This is a genomic window from Nocardia sp. NPDC004278, from assembly GCF_053602975.1.
On record NZ_JBSGEQ010000028.1, the window covers coordinates 24,161 to 39,820 of the forward strand.

At 65.5% G+C, this 15,660-nt stretch carries 14 protein-coding genes and 1 pseudogene; 10 read left to right on the top strand and 5 right to left on the bottom strand.

Going from position 1 to position 15,660, the window contains the following annotated elements:
- Positions 1 to 45: 45 nt before the first annotated feature.
- From ACWEO2_RS32705 to ACWEO2_RS32730, 6 genes and pseudogenes are all read left to right on the top strand, one after another.
- Entirely contained in the window at positions 46 to 1,083 is a 1,038-nt protein-coding gene (locus ACWEO2_RS32705) for a branched-chain amino acid ABC transporter permease (protein WP_452408940.1), read from the top strand.
- Entirely contained in the window at positions 1,080 to 2,528 is a 1,449-nt protein-coding gene (locus ACWEO2_RS32710) for a branched-chain amino acid ABC transporter permease (protein ID WP_452408866.1), read from the top strand. Before ACWEO2_RS32705 ends, ACWEO2_RS32710 begins: the two co-directional genes overlap by 4 nt.
- A pseudogene (locus ACWEO2_RS32715) lies at positions 2,525 to 3,475 on the top strand (ABC transporter ATP-binding protein); the annotation flags it as partial. The gene ACWEO2_RS32710 and the pseudogene ACWEO2_RS32715, both read left to right, overlap by 4 nt.
- Positions 3,476 to 3,610: 135 nt before the next feature.
- Positions 3,611 to 4,306, top strand: coding sequence for an ABC transporter ATP-binding protein (locus tag ACWEO2_RS32720; protein WP_452408941.1), 696 nt, complete (start codon positions 3,611 to 3,613; stop codon positions 4,304 to 4,306).
- 54 nt (positions 4,307 to 4,360) lie between these two features.
- Entirely contained in the window at positions 4,361 to 6,037 is a 1,677-nt protein-coding gene (locus ACWEO2_RS32725) for a DUF885 domain-containing protein (protein WP_452408867.1), read from the top strand.
- An 83-nt stretch (positions 6,038 to 6,120) separates the two neighbouring features.
- Positions 6,121 to 7,134: a neutral zinc metallopeptidase gene (locus tag ACWEO2_RS32730; RefSeq protein WP_452408868.1), complete on the top strand. Its 1,014-nt coding sequence runs from the start codon at positions 6,121 to 6,123 to the stop codon at positions 7,132 to 7,134.
- A gap of 25 nt (positions 7,135 to 7,159) precedes the next feature.
- Here ACWEO2_RS32730 and ACWEO2_RS32735 read toward each other — a convergent pair whose 3' ends face one another.
- A complete protein-coding gene (locus tag ACWEO2_RS32735; protein WP_354957668.1) occupies positions 7,160 to 7,585 on the bottom strand; it encodes a nuclear transport factor 2 family protein in 426 nt (141 codons plus the stop codon).
- Positions 7,586 to 7,706: 121 nt separating this feature from the next.
- Here ACWEO2_RS32735 and polA point away from each other — a divergent pair, with 121 nt between their 5' ends.
- Positions 7,707 to 10,454: a DNA polymerase I gene (polA, locus tag ACWEO2_RS32740; RefSeq protein ID WP_452408869.1), complete on the top strand. Its 2,748-nt coding sequence runs from the start codon at positions 7,707 to 7,709 to the stop codon at positions 10,452 to 10,454.
- A 60-nt stretch (positions 10,455 to 10,514) separates the two neighbouring features.
- Here polA and ACWEO2_RS32745 read toward each other — a convergent pair whose 3' ends face one another.
- Entirely contained in the window at positions 10,515 to 10,826 is a 312-nt protein-coding gene (locus tag ACWEO2_RS32745; RefSeq protein ID WP_452408870.1) for a DUF6191 domain-containing protein, read from the bottom strand.
- A gap of 375 nt (positions 10,827 to 11,201) precedes the next feature.
- Here ACWEO2_RS32745 and ACWEO2_RS32750 point away from each other — a divergent pair, with 375 nt between their 5' ends.
- The gene (locus ACWEO2_RS32750; protein ID WP_452408871.1) at positions 11,202 to 11,630 is read left to right on the top strand and encodes a 2-keto-3-deoxygluconate kinase; all 429 of its coding nucleotides are present in this window, start codon (positions 11,202 to 11,204) and stop codon (positions 11,628 to 11,630) included.
- Between the two features lie 87 nt (positions 11,631 to 11,717).
- Here the strand turns inward: ACWEO2_RS32750 and trxA are convergent, their stop codons facing one another.
- Positions 11,718 to 12,086 (bottom strand): thioredoxin, encoded by a 369-nt coding sequence (gene trxA / locus ACWEO2_RS32755; RefSeq protein WP_355188119.1) that lies wholly within the window; start codon positions 12,084 to 12,086, stop codon positions 11,718 to 11,720.
- Positions 12,087 to 12,135: 49 nt separating this feature from the next.
- The gene (locus ACWEO2_RS32760) at positions 12,136 to 12,657 is read right to left on the bottom strand and encodes a 2'-5' RNA ligase family protein (RefSeq protein WP_354957709.1); all 522 of its coding nucleotides are present in this window, start codon (positions 12,655 to 12,657) and stop codon (positions 12,136 to 12,138) included.
- 83 nt (positions 12,658 to 12,740) lie between these two features.
- Between ACWEO2_RS32760 and ACWEO2_RS32765 the strand changes: the two genes are divergently transcribed.
- Positions 12,741 to 13,853: an isocitrate/isopropylmalate dehydrogenase family protein gene (locus ACWEO2_RS32765; protein ID WP_452408872.1), complete on the top strand. Its 1,113-nt coding sequence runs from the start codon at positions 12,741 to 12,743 to the stop codon at positions 13,851 to 13,853.
- 206 nt (positions 13,854 to 14,059) lie between these two features.
- Here the strand turns inward: ACWEO2_RS32765 and ACWEO2_RS32770 are convergent, their stop codons facing one another.
- Entirely contained in the window at positions 14,060 to 14,662 is a 603-nt protein-coding gene (locus ACWEO2_RS32770; protein ID WP_452408873.1) for a TetR/AcrR family transcriptional regulator, read from the bottom strand.
- Positions 14,663 to 14,733: 71 nt separating this feature from the next.
- Between ACWEO2_RS32770 and ACWEO2_RS32775 the strand changes: the two genes are divergently transcribed.
- Complete coding sequence (locus tag ACWEO2_RS32775; protein ID WP_452408874.1) at positions 14,734 to 15,561, top strand: class I SAM-dependent methyltransferase; 828 nt, start codon at positions 14,734 to 14,736, stop codon at positions 15,559 to 15,561.
- Positions 15,562 to 15,660 lie beyond the last annotated feature (99 nt).

Genomic DNA, 15,660 nt, shown 5'->3' on the forward strand with positions numbered 1-15,660 from the left:
GTGCCGCTGTCCGGTGGGCGAATGAAGTATGAGGGCACAAGACGAATGAAATCAACGGCATTGGCTGGCGCTGTACAACTCGCCAGCGGATCGATCGACTTCAATTACCACGGGGTGATCGATAACTTCTGGCGACTGACCGTCGACGGGGTTACCTACGGCTCAATTTATGCCTTGGTCGCCGTGGGCTATACCTTGGTCTACGGCGTATTGCGGCTGATCAATTTCGCCCATTCGGAAATATTCATGCTCGGCATGTTCGGTCAATTGATCGGGCTCATGCTGTTCGGCTTCGTGGCGAATCCCGACGTGTACACCCAGGGCATAGTCCTGACCGTCGTCTATCTCGCGCTCGCGATGATCATCGGCATGTTGGTATCCGGTGGCGCCGCAGTCGGATTGGAGCGCGTGGCCTATCGGCCGTTGCGTAAACGCGGGGCCAAACCGCTCAGCTTCCTGATCACCGCGATCGGCATGTCGTTCGTGATCCAGGAATTCGTGCACTTCATCCTGCCGAAGATCAATCCCAAACTCGGCGGCACCAACGCACAGCAGCCGGTCAAATTGGTCGAGCCGAGCGTGCAGTTCAGCTTCTTCGGTGCCGACATCGACAACATCAAGGTGCTCATCGTGCTGGCCGCGATCGCGCTGGCGATCGTGACCGAGGTGTTGATCAACCGGACCAAATTCGGGCGCGGCATTCGCGCCGTCGCGCAGGACCCCGATACCGCAACGTTGATGGGCGTTTCGCGGGAGCGGGTCATCATGCTGACGTTCTTCATCGGCGGCGTGCTCGCGGGTGCGGCCGCGCTGCTCTACGCGATCAAGATTCCGCAGGGCATCATCTACTCCGGCGGATTCATCCTCGGCATCAAGGCATTCAGCGCCGCGGTGCTCGGCGGCATCGGCAATCTGCGCGGTGCGCTGCTCGGCGGCATCCTGCTCGGTGTGGTGGAACAGTACGGCCAATCGCTGCTCGGCTCGGAATGGCGAGATGTCGTCGCCTTCGCTGTGCTGGTGCTGGTGCTGATGGTGCGCCCGACCGGCATCCTCGGTGAGAGCCTCGGGAGGGCCCGCGCATGACCGACCTGACCAAGACACCCGATGCTCCGTCGCCGGAGACGCCGGAGCAGCCGAAGGCGGCAGCGCCGAAACATGGTGTCGGCGATGCGATTCGGACCTGGTGGGACGGCCTGAGCCGCCCCGCGCAATGGGGCGTCGGCGTGCCGATCCTCATTCTGCTCGCATTGCTTCCGCTGTTTCCGCCGCCGCTGCTCGATACGCCCGGCTATAACTTCGGCCTGGTCATGGCGCAGGTCGCGATGTACGCGCTGATCGCCATCGGCCTGAATGTCGTCGTCGGACAGGCGGGTCTGCTCGACCTCGGCTACGTCGGCTTCTACGCCATCGGCGCCTATACCGTCGGTCTGCTCACCAGTCCCAACAGTCCGTGGAATCAGACCGATGGCGGCTGGCTGAATCCGACCTGGGCCTGGATGGCCTGTCTGCCGATCGCGGTCGCGGTGACGGCCATCTCCGGCATCATCCTCGGCACCCCGACGCTGCGGCTGCGCGGTGACTATCTGGCGATCGTCACGCTGGGCTTCGGTGAGATCGTCCGGTTGCTCGCCGACAACCTGTCCGACATCACCAACGGCAGCCTTGGTCTGTCCGGTGTCGCCTTCCCGCACGTCGGCGAATCCGACAGCAAGCCGGAGGGCGTCTTCTCCGGCGGTAACAGCGGCAATGCCGATAGTGCGAATCTGCTGGACCGGGCCAGCTATGGCACCTGGTGGTACTGGTTCGCGATGGTGCTGGTGATCATCGTGCTGCTGATCGTCGGCAATCTGGAACGCAGCCGGGTCGGCCGCGCCTGGGTGGCCATCCGCGAGGACGAGGATGCCGCCGAGATCATGGGCGTGCCGACCTTCAAGTTCAAGCTGTGGGCCTTTTTGATCGGTGCCGCGGTCGGCGGCATGTCCGGTGCGATCTATGCCGGACAGGTTCAGTTCATCAACCCGACCGGGTTCAACATCATCAACTCGATGCTGTTCCTGTGCGCGGTCGTCATCGGTGGTCAGGGCAATAAGCTCGGCGTCATCTTCGGCGCGTTCATCATCGCCTATCTGCCGGCGCGGCTGCAGTCGGTGAAATTGGTGAGCAATGAGTCCACCGGATACATCCTGTTGGCGATCGATGTGCTGGTCTTTGTAGGGTTGGTCGTCGTCTGGAAATACAAGAGCGACGATCTGAGCCCATGGCCGCGGCGCGGCTGTATCACGGGCATGGTGGTCACCGGCATCATGGGCGCGCTGCTGCTCGGCAGCGTATTGCTGTTCCGCGTCGGCGGTGCGCAGACCCTCGGTGACCTCAAGTACATGTACTTCGGAATTACCTTGGTGGTCATGATGATTCTGCGGCCACAGGGTCTGTTCCCGGTGCGGCAGAAGTTGCTCACCTTCGGTAGGCAGGTGTATCAGGCCGTGCGCAAACCGGCCGAGCGTGAATTGATCGGAGCGCAACAATGACCGGGCCAGGCGCGGGTGACGCGCTGTTCGACAATGAGGATATGGCGGCCGGATATGCGGCTCCGCCGGAGGTCGCGAGCGCGGGTGAAGTCGATGTCACCGCCGTGATCCCGGTGCTCGCCGATGCCGAGGTCGTCGCGGATGTGGTTGCGCCACACCGCGAAATCGAAACCGCGGTGGGTGCGCCGCTGCTGCGCACCGATGAGCTCACGGTGCAGTTCGGCGGTCTGACCGCATTGGACAAGGTCAGCTTCGAGATCCGCCGCGGCGAAATCCTCGGACTGATCGGACCCAATGGCGCGGGCAAGACGACCTGCTTCAACGCCATTACCGGTGTCTACAAACCGGCCTCGGGGCTGGTGTATTTCGACGGCAAACCGCTGACGAAGACCAAGCGCAATGAGATCACCCGGCTCGGAATCGCGCGCACCTTCCAGAATGTGCGGCTCTTCGGTGAGATGACCGCGCTGGAAAATGTGGTGGTCGGCACCGACGCCAGGCATAAGACCTCGGTGCCCGGTGCCATCTTCCGCACCCCGCGGCATCGCAGCGAGGAGAAGGACGCGATCGAGCGCGGCATGGCCCTGCTCGAATTCGTCGGTATCGCACCGCGTGCGGTGGAGAAGGCGCGCAATCTCTCCTATGGCGATCAGCGCCGACTGGAGATCGCCCGCGCGCTGGCCACCGAGCCGAAACTGCTCTGCCTGGACGAGCCCGCCGCCGGGTTCAATCCGAGCGAGAAATCGGCGCTGATGGATCTGATCCGCAAGATCCGTGACGACGGGTTCACCGTGCTGCTGATCGAGCACGATATGCGCCTGGTCATGGGTGTCACGGATCGAATTGTGGTGCTGGAGTTCGGTCGCAAGATCGCCGATGGGCTGCCCGCGGAGATCCGCGACAACCCGGATGTGATCGCGGCATATCTCGGCGTCCCCGATACCGAGGGTGCCGCGGCCGAAAAGGTCACCGCCACAACCGAAGTGGTCGAACCGGAACCGCCCGCCGCCGAACCGGCCGCACCCGTCGAGCCCGCGGCCCGTGACTTCAGCCAAGCGCCGCCGCTGCTCGAGGTCGACGATATGGTGGTCAACTACGGCAGAATTCAAGCGCTGCACGGGGTTTCGCTGCGTGTGGCGGAGGGTGAGCTGGTCACGCTGCTCGGCGCGAATGGTGCGGGCAAGACCACCACCATGCGTGCGCTATCGGGTCTGCTGCCGCTGACTCGCGGCAAGATCAAGTTCGAGGGCCGCGATATCACCCAGATGAAGGCGCACGAGCGGGTCACGCAGGGGTTGATCCAGGCACCGGAGGGCCGGGGTGTCTTCCCCGGTATGACGGTCCAGGAGAACCTCGATATGGGTTGCTACGGAAGGGCTTTCAAGCAGAAGGCGGAATACGGTCAAACGCTGGAATGGGTCTTCGAACTGTTCCCGCGGCTGTCGGAGCGGCGCAAGCAGGTCGGCGGCACGCTCTCCGGCGGTGAGCAGCAGATGCTGGCCATCGGCCGCTCGCTCATGGCCCGCCCGCGCCTGCTGCTGCTCGATGAGCCGTCGATGGGCTTGGCGCCCATGGTGATTCAGCAGATCTTCCGGATCATCAGCGAGATCAACCAGCAGGGCACCACCGTACTGCTGGTGGAGCAGAACGCCCAGCAGGCGCTGACCCGTAGCGATCGCGCCTACATTCTGGAGACCGGTGAGGTCACCAAGAGTGGTATCGGCGGGGATCTGCTCACCGATCCCGCGGTGAAATCGGCCTACCTGGGCGTGGGATAAGAGTCGGCGACAAGTCGGGCCCGTCCATGGGCGCCTCGAGGCATGATGGCGATCATGGACGGGCACGACGAACTCACGAATCTGGCCGACCGCTACTGGGACAGCGTGCTGGCCGCCGCGCCGAGCACGGCTACCCTGCTCGGCGACCACCGCTTCGATGACCGCATCGAGGACTTGTCGCCCGAGGCCCAGCAGCGGCTGCTGGCGACCCTGCGCGAGCTGCGCGATCAGGTCGTCGGCCTCGATGGCGAAAGGCTGACCGGTGACGACCGGGTCACCCGCAGTCTGCTGCATACCGAATTGGATACGGCCATCGATAATTTGGCGTGGCGGCCGACCGAACTGGCCTCGGACCAGATGGACGGCGTGCACGCCGGAATGCTCATGATGGCCCCCCAGACCAACGCGCCGCAGCCGGAAAACGCGCTCGCCCTGGTGCAGCGGTATCGCCGATTCGGCACGATGTTCGACCAGGCGGTCCAGCAGTTCCGCAACGGCCTGGCCGCGGGCCGCGCACCCGCGCGCATCACCATCGAGCGCTCACTCAATCAGCTCGACGGCTACCTCGCCTCCGATCTCGCCACCGACCCGTTCACCACCTTTGCCGGACCGGCGGATTGGCCTTGGGAGGCGGCTTGGCGCGCCGAACTCACCGAGGTCGCCCGCGATGTGATTCGCCCTGCCTTCCAACGTTATCGGGACGTACTGGCCGGCGAACTGCGTCCGGCCGCCCGCCCCGATGACAAATGCGGTCTGTGCTGGCTCGGTGCCGACGGCGAGGATATCTACCGGCGGCAGTTGCGCCGCCACACCACCCTGCCCGACCTGGGCGCGGAGGAGATCCACGAACTCGGCTTATCCGAATTGGCGATGCTGCGCGAGGAATACGCCGCCGTGGGCACCCGGTTGTTCGGCACCACCGATACCACTGAGATCTTCACCCGGCTGCGGCGGGATCCGGAGCTGCGTTACGGCAGCGGCGAGGAGATCATGGCCGATGCGCGACGCGCGCTCGGTGCCGCGGTCGCGGAGATGGGCAACTGGTTCGGCCGCCTGCCCAAGGAAACCTGCGATATCGTCGCGGTGCCGGACTTCCTGGCCGCGGATGCGCCCGCGGCGTACTACTTTCCGCCTGCCGCGGACGGCTCCCGGCCCGGCACCTACTTCGTCAACCAGCACGAACCCACCGGCCGCAGCCGCTACGAGACGGCGGGGGTGGCCTACCACGAGGCGATTCCGGGACATCACCTGCAGCTCACCATCGCCAATGAGCTCGAGCACCTGCCGCGCTTCCAACGGCAGTCCTTCGCCAATACCGCCTTCGTCGAAGGCTGGGCGCTCTACACCGAACGCCTGGCCGACGAAATGGGCTTGTACGCAGACGATTTGGATCGCGTCGGAATGCTCGCAGCCGACTCATGGCGCTCGTGCCGACTCGTCGTCGACACCGGCATCCATGCCAAGGGCTGGAGCCGTCAGCGGGCCATCGACTTCATGGTCGCCAACGCGCCGGTGGGACTGGCCGAGATCGAGGTCGAGGTCGACCGGTATATCGCCATGCCCGGGCAGGCCGTCGCGTACAAGGTCGGCCAGCTCGAGATTCGCGGTCAGCGCCGCGCGGCCGCCGAGCGGCTCGGTGCTGCCTTCGATATCAAGGCATTCCACGATCTGGTGCTCGGCTCCGGGTCGGTCAGCCTGCCGGTGCTGCGTGAACTTGTGGCCACACTGTGACCCGTTGACCCCGTTCCCGAGTTGCGTGCGCGGTGGGGCGGGGTTCCAATGAAGGTGCGGTGATCGAGCTCCACAGGGGAATCATGAACAGCACGTTCAGCTCTCGGCTCGGTCCGTTGCGCGGCAGGCGGCTGGTGCTCGCCTGGGTGGTATTCGGTGTGGTCGGTGCGCTGGCGGCCGTGACACTGCTCGTGGTGCACGGACGGGCCGCCGACGCCGGTGAAATGCGTACGGCGCGTGTTATTTCCGACAACTCGATGACGCCGGGATTCGCCGGTGCACTGCCCGGGTCGGCGAATCCGGTGGGCGACGGCGCGCCGCCGGTCGCTGCGGCACCGCTGGCCGGAGCGGCCCCGGCCGGGATGCCGGTGGCGTCGAGTCGCCCGGTGCAGGCGCTTGCCGACCATCCGCTCTTCGCCCAGCATGCGGGCCTCGGCAGGGTCGATTGCAAATTGCCCGCCTGGCGCGACGATCCGGAGGCGGCGCGGGCGTTCTATCGGGCCGCGATCGCCTGCCTCGACGCATCCTGGGAACCGACACTGCGCGGCGCCGGACTGCCGTTCCATCCGCCGCGGCTACTCGCCCCCACGCAATCCCGTGACGTCACCAGTCAGTGTGTGCAGCGGCTGCGCAACGGCCCGACGACCTTCTACTGCGCCCTCGACGAAACATTGGTTCTGCCGTACGACGCGATGCGCCCGCTGGCCAGCGGCTCGCGCCGCGGTGCCCAATTGGCCGTGCTCACCACCGAATACGGACACCATGTGCAGAACTTGATCGGCGTCATGCAGGCCTACACCGAAAAACGTTCGACCCTCGGCAAGGACAGCTCTGCGGGCCAGGAACAGAGCCGTCGCATGGAACTGCAGGCCCGCTGCTTCTCCGGAATGTTCCTCGGCACCAACTTCGGTCGCGCCGATATCGACGAACAAACCTGGAACGAGGCCTCCCATACCGTCCGCAGCACCGGCGAGACCGCCAATCCGCGCATGCAGGGCACCGAGGAAAACGTGTGGGGCTGGTGGAAATGGGGCTCCGACAAGGGCGACACCTGGGAGTGCAACACCTGGTACAGCTCCCCGGCCCACGTCGAATAGCCGCGCTGCTGAGCGGCGGATTCGGCTACTGCGCTGCGGGTCGATCCTCGGTCAGCACCTCGAGCACGGCCGCGGTATCCAGATAGAACGGCCGGATCTCGGTGATCAGACCGTCGCGGAAGGTCATCAGCTGCATTACCGAGGTCTCCAGCATCCGGCCGGTGGCGCGGGCCAGCAGTCGGCCGCGGTTGTAGATGACCACCGTCTCGCCGTCGACCACGAACCGCTGCTCGATGAATTCCAACGACCCCCAGGTTCGGCTCATTGCCGCCATGAACTTCTCGATGCCATCGGGGCCGTGCCATTCGCCGCCATAGGGGAGATGGTCGGCCTGGTACATGACGACATCGGGGGCCAAGCAGGCGGCCATCGCATCGAAGTTCGCGCCCTCGGTGATGTAGGCGGCTTCGGCGGCGAAGAAGTTCTGCAGTGCTGCGCGGGTTGTGGTCACCGGGAAATCATGGCCGCCGAGCCGAACCGCTTCTGGCGGAAATCAGACGGCTCGCTGGACTCGCATCACTAAGGGGTGCCGCAGCTGTGGATTGTCGGTGGGGCTCCCTAGACTCTTGCACGTGACCCCAGCGACTACTGATCAGCGTTCCAGTGCCCCAAAGGCGACGGGTACAGCCGTGGCAGCCGGTGAGCAGCCGACGTTGTTGCTGTTGGATGGGCATTCGATTGCCTATCGCGCATTCTTCGCATTGCCCGCGGAGAACTTCAAGACGGTCACCGGGCAGACCACGAATGCGGTGTACGGATTCACCGCGATGCTGATCAACCTGTTGCGGGACGAGAAGCCGACGCATATCGCGGCGGCGTTCGATGTCAGTCGCAAGACTTTCCGTACCGAGGCATATCCGGAGTACAAGGCGGGGCGCAGTGCCACGCCCGATGAGTTCCGCGGTCAGGTCGAACTCACCAAGGATGTGCTCGGCGCCATGGGCATCCCGGTGATGGCGATCGACGGCTTCGAGGCCGACGATCTGATCGCCACCATCGCCACCCAGGCGGTGTCCGAGGGGTTCCGCGTCCTCATCGTCTCCGGTGACCGCGACGCCATCCAACTCGTCAGCGATGACGTCACCCTGCTGTACCCACGCAAGGGCGTCTCCGATCTCACTCGCTTCACCCCCGATGAGGTGATGGCCAAGTATCAGCTCACCCCGGCCCAGTACCCGGACTACGCGGCGCTGCGCGGCGACCCGAGCGATAACCTGCCCGGCATTCCCGGGGTCGGGGAGAAGACGGCCGCCAAGTGGATTCGCGAATACGGCGACCTCGCCACCCTTGTCGACAAGGTGGACGAGGTGAAGGGCAAGGTCGGCGACGCGCTGCGCGCCAATCTCAGCAGTGTGGTGCTCAACCGCCAGCTCACCGAGATGGTCCGCGATGTCCCGCTGCCCTACACCCCCGAACAACTGGCCCAGCAGCCGTGGGATCGCAATAAGATCCACCAGCTCTTCGACGATCTGGAGTTCCGGGTACTGCGCGACCGGCTCTTCGAAACCCTCGCCCCGCCGGAGCCCGAGGCCGAATCCGGCTTCGAGATCAGCGGCGGCGCACTCGAAGTCGGCGCGGTCGCCGCCTGGCTAGCAGAGCATGCGAAAGCCGGTGTCCGCCATGGTATTTCGGTCGTCGGCACCAGCGCGCCGGGCAACGGTGACGTCCGCGCGCTCGCCATTGCGGGCGCGGACGGTGAAAGCGGCTATATCGATGTCGCCGTGCTGACCCCGGAAGACGAAGCCGCCCTTGGCGCCTGGCTCGCCGATGTCGCCGTGCCGAAGGCACTGCACGAGGCCAAAGCCGCGATGCACGCGCTGCGCGGGCGCGGCTGGACCCTGGCCGGTCTCACCAGCGACACCGCCCTGGCCGCCTACCTGGTCCGCCCGGGCCAGCGCAGCTTCAACCTCGACGATCTGTCACTGCGCTATCTGCACCGCGAACTGCGCGCCGAGACCGACGAAACCCCGCAGCTGTCGCTGCTCGACGATGCGGACACCGTCGACGTCGAGACTGCGCGGACCGAAATGCTGCGTGCCAGGGCGGTGCTCGACCTCGCCGATGCGCTCGACGGCGAACTGCGCCAGATCGAATCCAGCGCGCTGCTCGACGATATGGAGCTGCCCCTGCTCGGTGTGCTCGCCGAACTGGAGAATGCGGGCATCGCGGTCGATATCGACCAGCTCGAGACCCTGCAGCGGCAATTTGCCGACAAGGTCAGCGATGCGGCCAATGCCGCCTATGGGGTGATCGGCAAGCAGATCAACCTCGGCTCGCCCAAGCAGCTGCAGGTGGTGCTGTTCGACGAACTCGATATGCCGAAGACCAAGCGCACCAAGACCGGCTACACCACCGACGCCGATGCACTGGAATCGCTGTTCGAGAAGACCGAGCATCCATTCCTACAGCATTTGCTCGAACACCGTGATGCCACCCGGCTCAAGGTCACCGTCGATGGTCTGCTCAAATCCGTCGCCGACGACGGTCGCATCCACACCACCTTCAACCAGACCATCGCCGCGACAGGACGACTGTCCTCGACCGAACCGAATCTGCAGAACATCCCGATCCGCACCGACACCGGCCGCCAGATCCGCGACACCTTCGTCGTCGGCTCCGGCTACCAGTCGCTGATGACCGCGGACTACAGCCAGATCGAAATGCGCATCATGGCCCACCTCTCCGGCGACGAGGGTCTGATCGAGGCCTTCAACTCCGGTGAGGATCTGCACACCTTCGTCGCGTCCAAGGCGTTCGATATTCCGCTGTCCGAGGTCAGTCCGGAGATGCGCCGCCGTATCAAGGCGATGTCCTACGGTCTCGCCTACGGTCTGAGCTCCTACGGCCTGTCCACCCAGCTGAAGATCAGCACGCAGGAGGCCAAGGAGCAGATGGACGTCTACTTCGATCGCTTCGGCGGCATCCGCGACTACCTCTACGAGGTCGTCGAACAGGCCCGCAAGGTCGGCTACACCGAAACCCTCTTCGGCCGCCGCCGCTACCTGCCCGATCTGGACTCCAGTAACCGCCAGCGCCGCGAGGCCGCCGAACGCATGGCCCTCAATGCACCCATCCAGGGCACCGCCGCCGATATCATCAAGGTAGCGATGATCAACGTGCACAAGGCGATTCGGGAGGCGGGCTTGCGCTCGCGGATGCTGCTGCAGATCCACGACGAGTTGGTCTTCGAGGTCGCCGAGGGGGAGAAGGACACCCTGGAGACATTGGCCCGCGAACAGATGTCCTCGGCGATCACCCTGTCGGTCCCATTGGATGTGTCCGTCGGTACCGGCCGCAGCTGGGACGCCGCCGCCCACTGAGTGCGGTTGTGCGGCACACCGGATATTCGGTGTGCCGCACCGCGTTTCACGATCGAATGGTCACCGCTCGCGCCGCACCAGCTTCGCCGAGCCCGCACCGAGGTCGATCTCGTCGCGCGGCGGCGCGCCATCGGATTTGTCCTCTTTGTGCATCAATGCCGTCTGCCGCTGCTCGAACTCGTAGTGCTTGGAGCCCTGGAAGACCGCTGTCACTTGTTCGAAGCCGGTCGTAGCGACCGGCGTGTGCTTACGGTGGCGGAACCACGGCAGGATCCGGCTTCCGGTGAGCCGATTCCACAGCACCTCGACGAACGCGAGGCCGATCAGGAGAATTGACAACCCGGGGATGGTCATGGCGACAAGGGCACCCATGTGACCGAAGGTACCTTCGCCGCTGCCGCCCGCCATCCTCGCTGTAGATGACACCTCTGAGCTGCGAAAACGATACTCGCGAGTAGGCAATACGGGTGCCAAATGTGGTTGCTATTGCGTCAAGATGGACATATTCTGGTCCGCGTGCCGAATCCCGCCGACCGCCACAGCGCAGCGCTGAATGTCGCAGACCGCGACAGCGTTGTGCTAATTCCGCTTACCGCGATGGTGGCAGCCCGGCGACTTCTCGTAGTAACCCGCCGTAGCGGGGTCTGATTCGGACCGGCCCCCTCGCTGCGGGCTACTGATTACTTACTGCTGGTCCCCTCTGTCAATTGAGAAGACAATCCTCGGGAAGACCTACGCGCAATGACCATGCTGACTCTTGACACCAAGACGTTCATCGCCGCCGCGCCCAAGGCGCTGCGCGCCGAATGCGCCGATCTGACACCTGCACAGTTCCACGACCGGTATTGCGAGCTCACCGGCCCGATCCGGGTCGGTGACTGGTCGCCCGCGGGCAAGCGGAGCGCGGAGTTCACCGCGACCCTCGAGTTCGCCGACCACCTGCGCACGGTGATCGCCACCGGCAGTCCGGTCGCGGCGATGACCTCGGCGCTCTACGACGAGGGCTATCCGGTCGAAATCCTGCAATTCCACCAGCGCCGCACCGAGGCGGGTACCGCCACCTTCGTGCAATGCGAATGCGACGGCAGGCGGGGCTGGGGCGCGGCGCTGGCCGACGACAGCGCCGAATCCACCGTCCGCGCCATGATCGCGGGCGTGAACCAGCTGGGCGCCTGAATCGAATACTGAGACCAAAACACAACGGGCCGTTCACATTTCGAAAGAATGTGAACGGCCCGTCGGTTCAGTTGTCCGAGCGGGGAGCTACTTCTCGGCCTGCTGCTCGGCGAGCTGCTTGCGCACCTCGTCCATATCCAGCGCCTTCACCTGGGTGACCAGATCCTCCAGCGCGGCGGGCGGCAATGCGCCCGGCTGCGCGAAGACCAGCACGCCCTCACGGAACGCCATGATGGTCGGGATGGAGCGGATATTGGCGGCGGCGGCCAGGCCCTGCTCGGCCTCGGTGTCGACCTTGCCGTGCACGACATCGGGATGCTTGGCCGAGGAGGCCTCGAATGTGGGCGCGAAGCTCTTGCACGGACCGCACCAGTCGGCCCAGAAATCGACGAGTACCACGTCGTTTCCGGTGACTACCTCATCGAAATTCTGCTGGTTCAGCGTCTGGGTGGCCATGACGTCCTCTCGTGTCGTATGTCGCCAGCTGTAACGCCCGGCGCTGCGCTTATCTTCCCCGGGCGACCGGCCACTCGCGCCGCTGATCGCCATCCCAACGCCGGATACCCACCACGGTCGCCGGGAAATCACGGTCCCTGGCGACCGCGTGGATCGCTTCGCCGAGATGGTGCGTCGGCACCCGCCTGGCCAGTGTGACATGGGGCGTCCACTCGTCGGGCTGCAGATTCGCCGGAACCCCGGGACACGGCGATACCGCGTTGAAGATGCGCCGTTGTAGCGCGAGCAGCTGCTCCGAGGGCACTACCAGCCGGACCAGGATCGGATGGCGCGCACCGAAGACCAGCAGCCCGCCCAGCCGTACCGGAATCGGCCGGAAGGTCAGCTGCTCGAGCGCGTGATCGATACGCGGCCAGATCTGCCTGGCCACCGCGACGGTGATATGCGGCCGGTTGGTCTCGGTTTGCTTCCCGGCCAAACTCGGGATGCCCGCATCCGCGAGCAATTGCCACTGCCGCCGGATCTCCGCATCGGCCGCGTCGTCCAACAACAATTCGACCGACTGCACCATGTTCACGAGAGGTTAGCCGTCCTTGCCGCGCCGTGCGCGGCGAAACGCGCATGGCCTCGGCCCCAGATGACGGCCTATGAACCATGTCGCGGGAAGATGACCCGGTGACTGCTGCGAGGGAACGTGACACGTCGTCCGTGCGACTCGGCCTTATCGAGGGCGATGGCATCGGCCCCGAGGTGGTCGAGGCCACTCGGGTCGTGGTCGACGAAGCGCTCGCTGCGGCGGGCGCGGGCGCCGTCGAATGGGTTTGCCTGCCGATGGGACACCGTGCCATCGAGGAATTCGGTGCTCCGCTTCCCGAGCAAACTCTCGCGGCTCTCGACGAACTCGACGCCTGGATCCTCGGCCCGCACGACAACGCCTCCTACCCGGCCGAGCACCGCATCGCTCCCGGCGGAGCCATCCGCAAACGCTTCGGTCTCTACGCCAATATCCGCCCGGCCCGTGCCTTCGGCGGAATCAAGGCGAGCGCCCCAGATATCGACCTGGTGATCGTCCGCGAGAACAGCGAGGGCTTCTACGCCGACCGGAATATGTTCGCCGGATCCGGTGAGTTCCGGCCGACCTCCGATATCGCGATGGCGGTCGGCGTGATCACCCGGCAGGCCTGCGAGCGGATCGCGCACGAGGCCTTCCGGCTCGCGGCCGGGCGACGCAGGCGGGTGACGATCGTGCACAAGGCCAATGTGCTGCCCATGACCATGGGTCTGTTCCGCGACGTCTGCTATGACGTCGCACGGGCCTATCCGGGCGTCGAGGTCGATGACGAGCACGTCGACGCGACGGCAGCCCATTTGGTCCGCGCCGCCCACGACTACGACGTGCTGGTGACCGAGAACCTCTTCGGCGATATCCTCTCCGATCTCGCGGGGGAGCTGAGCGGATCGCTCGGCATGGCCGCATCGCTGAACTGCTCGGCGACCAAGGCGATGGCCCAGGCGGTACACGGCGCCGCACCCGCCCTGGCCGGACACAACCGCGCAAATCCGGCGGCGCTACAGCTCTCGGCCGCAATGTTGTTGCACTGGTTGGGAATTCGCCACAACAACCACGCCCTGGTGAGCGCAGGCGAACGCATCGAACGCGCCATCGCGGCCACCTTCGCCGCCGGAATCGCCACCGCCGACCTAGGCGGTCTCGCCTCGACGAGCGAATTCACCGAACAGGTCCGCGCGCGCGTGCATCGCCGCTGAGATCGGTGTCGTAGGTTGCGCAAGGTGGCGGCGCACCAACCGCAGTGAGGCATCTCGCGCGAGGAGCTGAGGTGTCGCGCCGACGGAGATCTGCCATCAACGGCACCGTAACGGTGCGGTTCTTACTGGTGGTGCCGAAGCCCCTGTCGGCGAAGATCCGCTCGCGCGGCACCGTGAGCGTGAGCTGTTCTCGACGCTGGTAGGGCTCAGGCCGGTCGACGTTGCACGGCGTCGGAGATGACCGCTGCCACGAACTTTTCGACTGCTGATGTAGTCGGTGGGCCGGCGTCGCGGTCTGTGAACAACAGGTGCCCGCCACCGACAAGGGAGAGGGTGAGCGAGTCGATGTCTGCGTCGGCTGCGATACGGCCCAGTTCACGCTCGTCGGTCAGGTAAGTGGAGATCGCGGTTGTCGCCTCGGCGAGGATCGCCATGCCGCCGCCGGGCCTGGCCTGCCGCAGTCGTGCGCGCAGCTCGTCACGGAAGGTGATGAGCGGGATGATCGCCACCGGAACCGGCCCGAACAGAATGGTCAGCGCGCTGGTCAGATTGGCGGCGACCGTGTCGGCGCCAGCGGAGGCGCGCAGCGCACTCGCCTGCGCTTCGAGCTGCGCGGCCCGGTCGAGCACAAGGTCGGTGAGGAAGGTGTCGAAATCGGTGAAGTGCCGATGCAGAACGCCTTTGGCGCAGCCCGCCTCGTCGGTGACGGCCCGGCTGGTCAGCCCGTTCGGTCCGTCGCGCAGCAGCACACGGTCGGCAGCGTCGAACAGTTGCTGCCGCGCGTCGCGAAGGTGCACCCCAGTCGGCACTCACAGATCCTTTCGTGCGTCGATCCAACGGCATTATTGCGCAGTGGGCACGTGCCCACTAAAGTGGGCGCATGACCATTATGCCGCGAGAGCAACCAGCACCCTCCCCAGCGCAGCCGGGGCAGTTCCAGCGGATGGCTGTGTCGTTCGGCGTGGACACACAGCGCTACGACCAGGCCCGGCCCGGTTACCCCGACGCACTGGTGACGCGGATCCTCGCCGAGACTCCCGGGGCGGACGTGCTCGACGTGGGCTGCGGTACCGGCATTGCGGCCCGCCAGTTCCAGGCCGCAGGGTGCACGGTGCTCGGCGTCGAACCCGATGTGCGGATGGCCGACTTCGCGCGAGCCCGCGGCCTGCGGGTCGAGGTGGCAACCTTCGAGGCGTGGCAGCCGGGTGACCAGACGTTCGATACGGTCATCGCCGCTCAGTCGTGGCATTGGGTGGACCCGGCGGTCGGCACCGCGAAGGCAGCCGGCGTGCTGCGTCCAGGAGGGCGGCTGGCGATCTTCGGTCACGTGTACGAGCCACCCGCCGAGGTGGCAGAACCATTCGCCGCCGCCTACCAGCGGGTGGCGCCGGACTCCCCGCTCAGCGGCCAACCGGCTCGACGTCCCCTCGAGCTCTACCAAGCGGGATACGCGAAAATCGCCGACCAGATCCGCGAGACCGAGCAATTCGCAGATCCCGAACAGTGGCGATTCGACTGGCAGCAGTCCTATACGCGCGACCAATGGCTCGAGTTGCTCCCCACCACAGGTGGTCTTACTCGACTCCGTCCTGATCAGCTGGCCGAGATACTCGACGCGGTCGGCAACGCCATCGACTCTCTGGGCGGATCCTTCACGATGGACTACACCACCCTGGCCGCGACCGCCGCACGCGCAGGCAATTCCTGACGGCCGCGCCCGGCACCAAAGCCGGCAGCGCGACCGATGTCGCAGTCCGTATCGCCGGTGCATATGCGATGGCTGGTGTCGCCGACGAATTCCAGGCGC

Excerpts from the sequence above, each read along its gene's own strand:
- ACWEO2_RS32705 (WP_452408940.1), top strand. The coding sequence starts at position 46 with ATGAAATCAACGGCATTGGCTGGCGCTGTACAACTCGCCAGCGGATCG.
- ACWEO2_RS32710 (WP_452408866.1), top strand. The coding sequence starts at position 1,080 with ATGACCGACCTGACCAAGACACCCGATGCTCCGTCGCCGGAGACGCCG.
- ACWEO2_RS32720 (WP_452408941.1), top strand. The coding sequence starts at position 3,611 with ATGGTGGTCAACTACGGCAGAATTCAAGCGCTGCACGGGGTTTCGCTG.
- ACWEO2_RS32725 (WP_452408867.1), top strand. The coding sequence starts at position 4,361 with ATGGACGGGCACGACGAACTCACGAATCTGGCCGACCGCTACTGGGAC.
- ACWEO2_RS32730 (WP_452408868.1), top strand. The coding sequence starts at position 6,121 with ATGAACAGCACGTTCAGCTCTCGGCTCGGTCCGTTGCGCGGCAGGCGG.
- ACWEO2_RS32745 (WP_452408870.1), bottom strand. The coding sequence starts at position 10,826 with ATGGGTGCCCTTGTCGCCATGACCATCCCCGGGTTGTCAATTCTCCTG.
- ACWEO2_RS32750 (WP_452408871.1), top strand. The coding sequence starts at position 11,202 with ATGCTGACTCTTGACACCAAGACGTTCATCGCCGCCGCGCCCAAGGCG.
- trxA (WP_355188119.1), bottom strand. The coding sequence starts at position 12,086 with ATGGCCACCCAGACGCTGAACCAGCAGAATTTCGATGAGGTAGTCACC.
- ACWEO2_RS32760 (WP_354957709.1), bottom strand. The coding sequence starts at position 12,657 with ATGGTGCAGTCGGTCGAATTGTTGTTGGACGACGCGGCCGATGCGGAG.
- ACWEO2_RS32765 (WP_452408872.1), top strand. The coding sequence starts at position 12,741 with ATGTCGCGGGAAGATGACCCGGTGACTGCTGCGAGGGAACGTGACACG.
- ACWEO2_RS32775 (WP_452408874.1), top strand. The coding sequence starts at position 14,734 with ATGACCATTATGCCGCGAGAGCAACCAGCACCCTCCCCAGCGCAGCCG.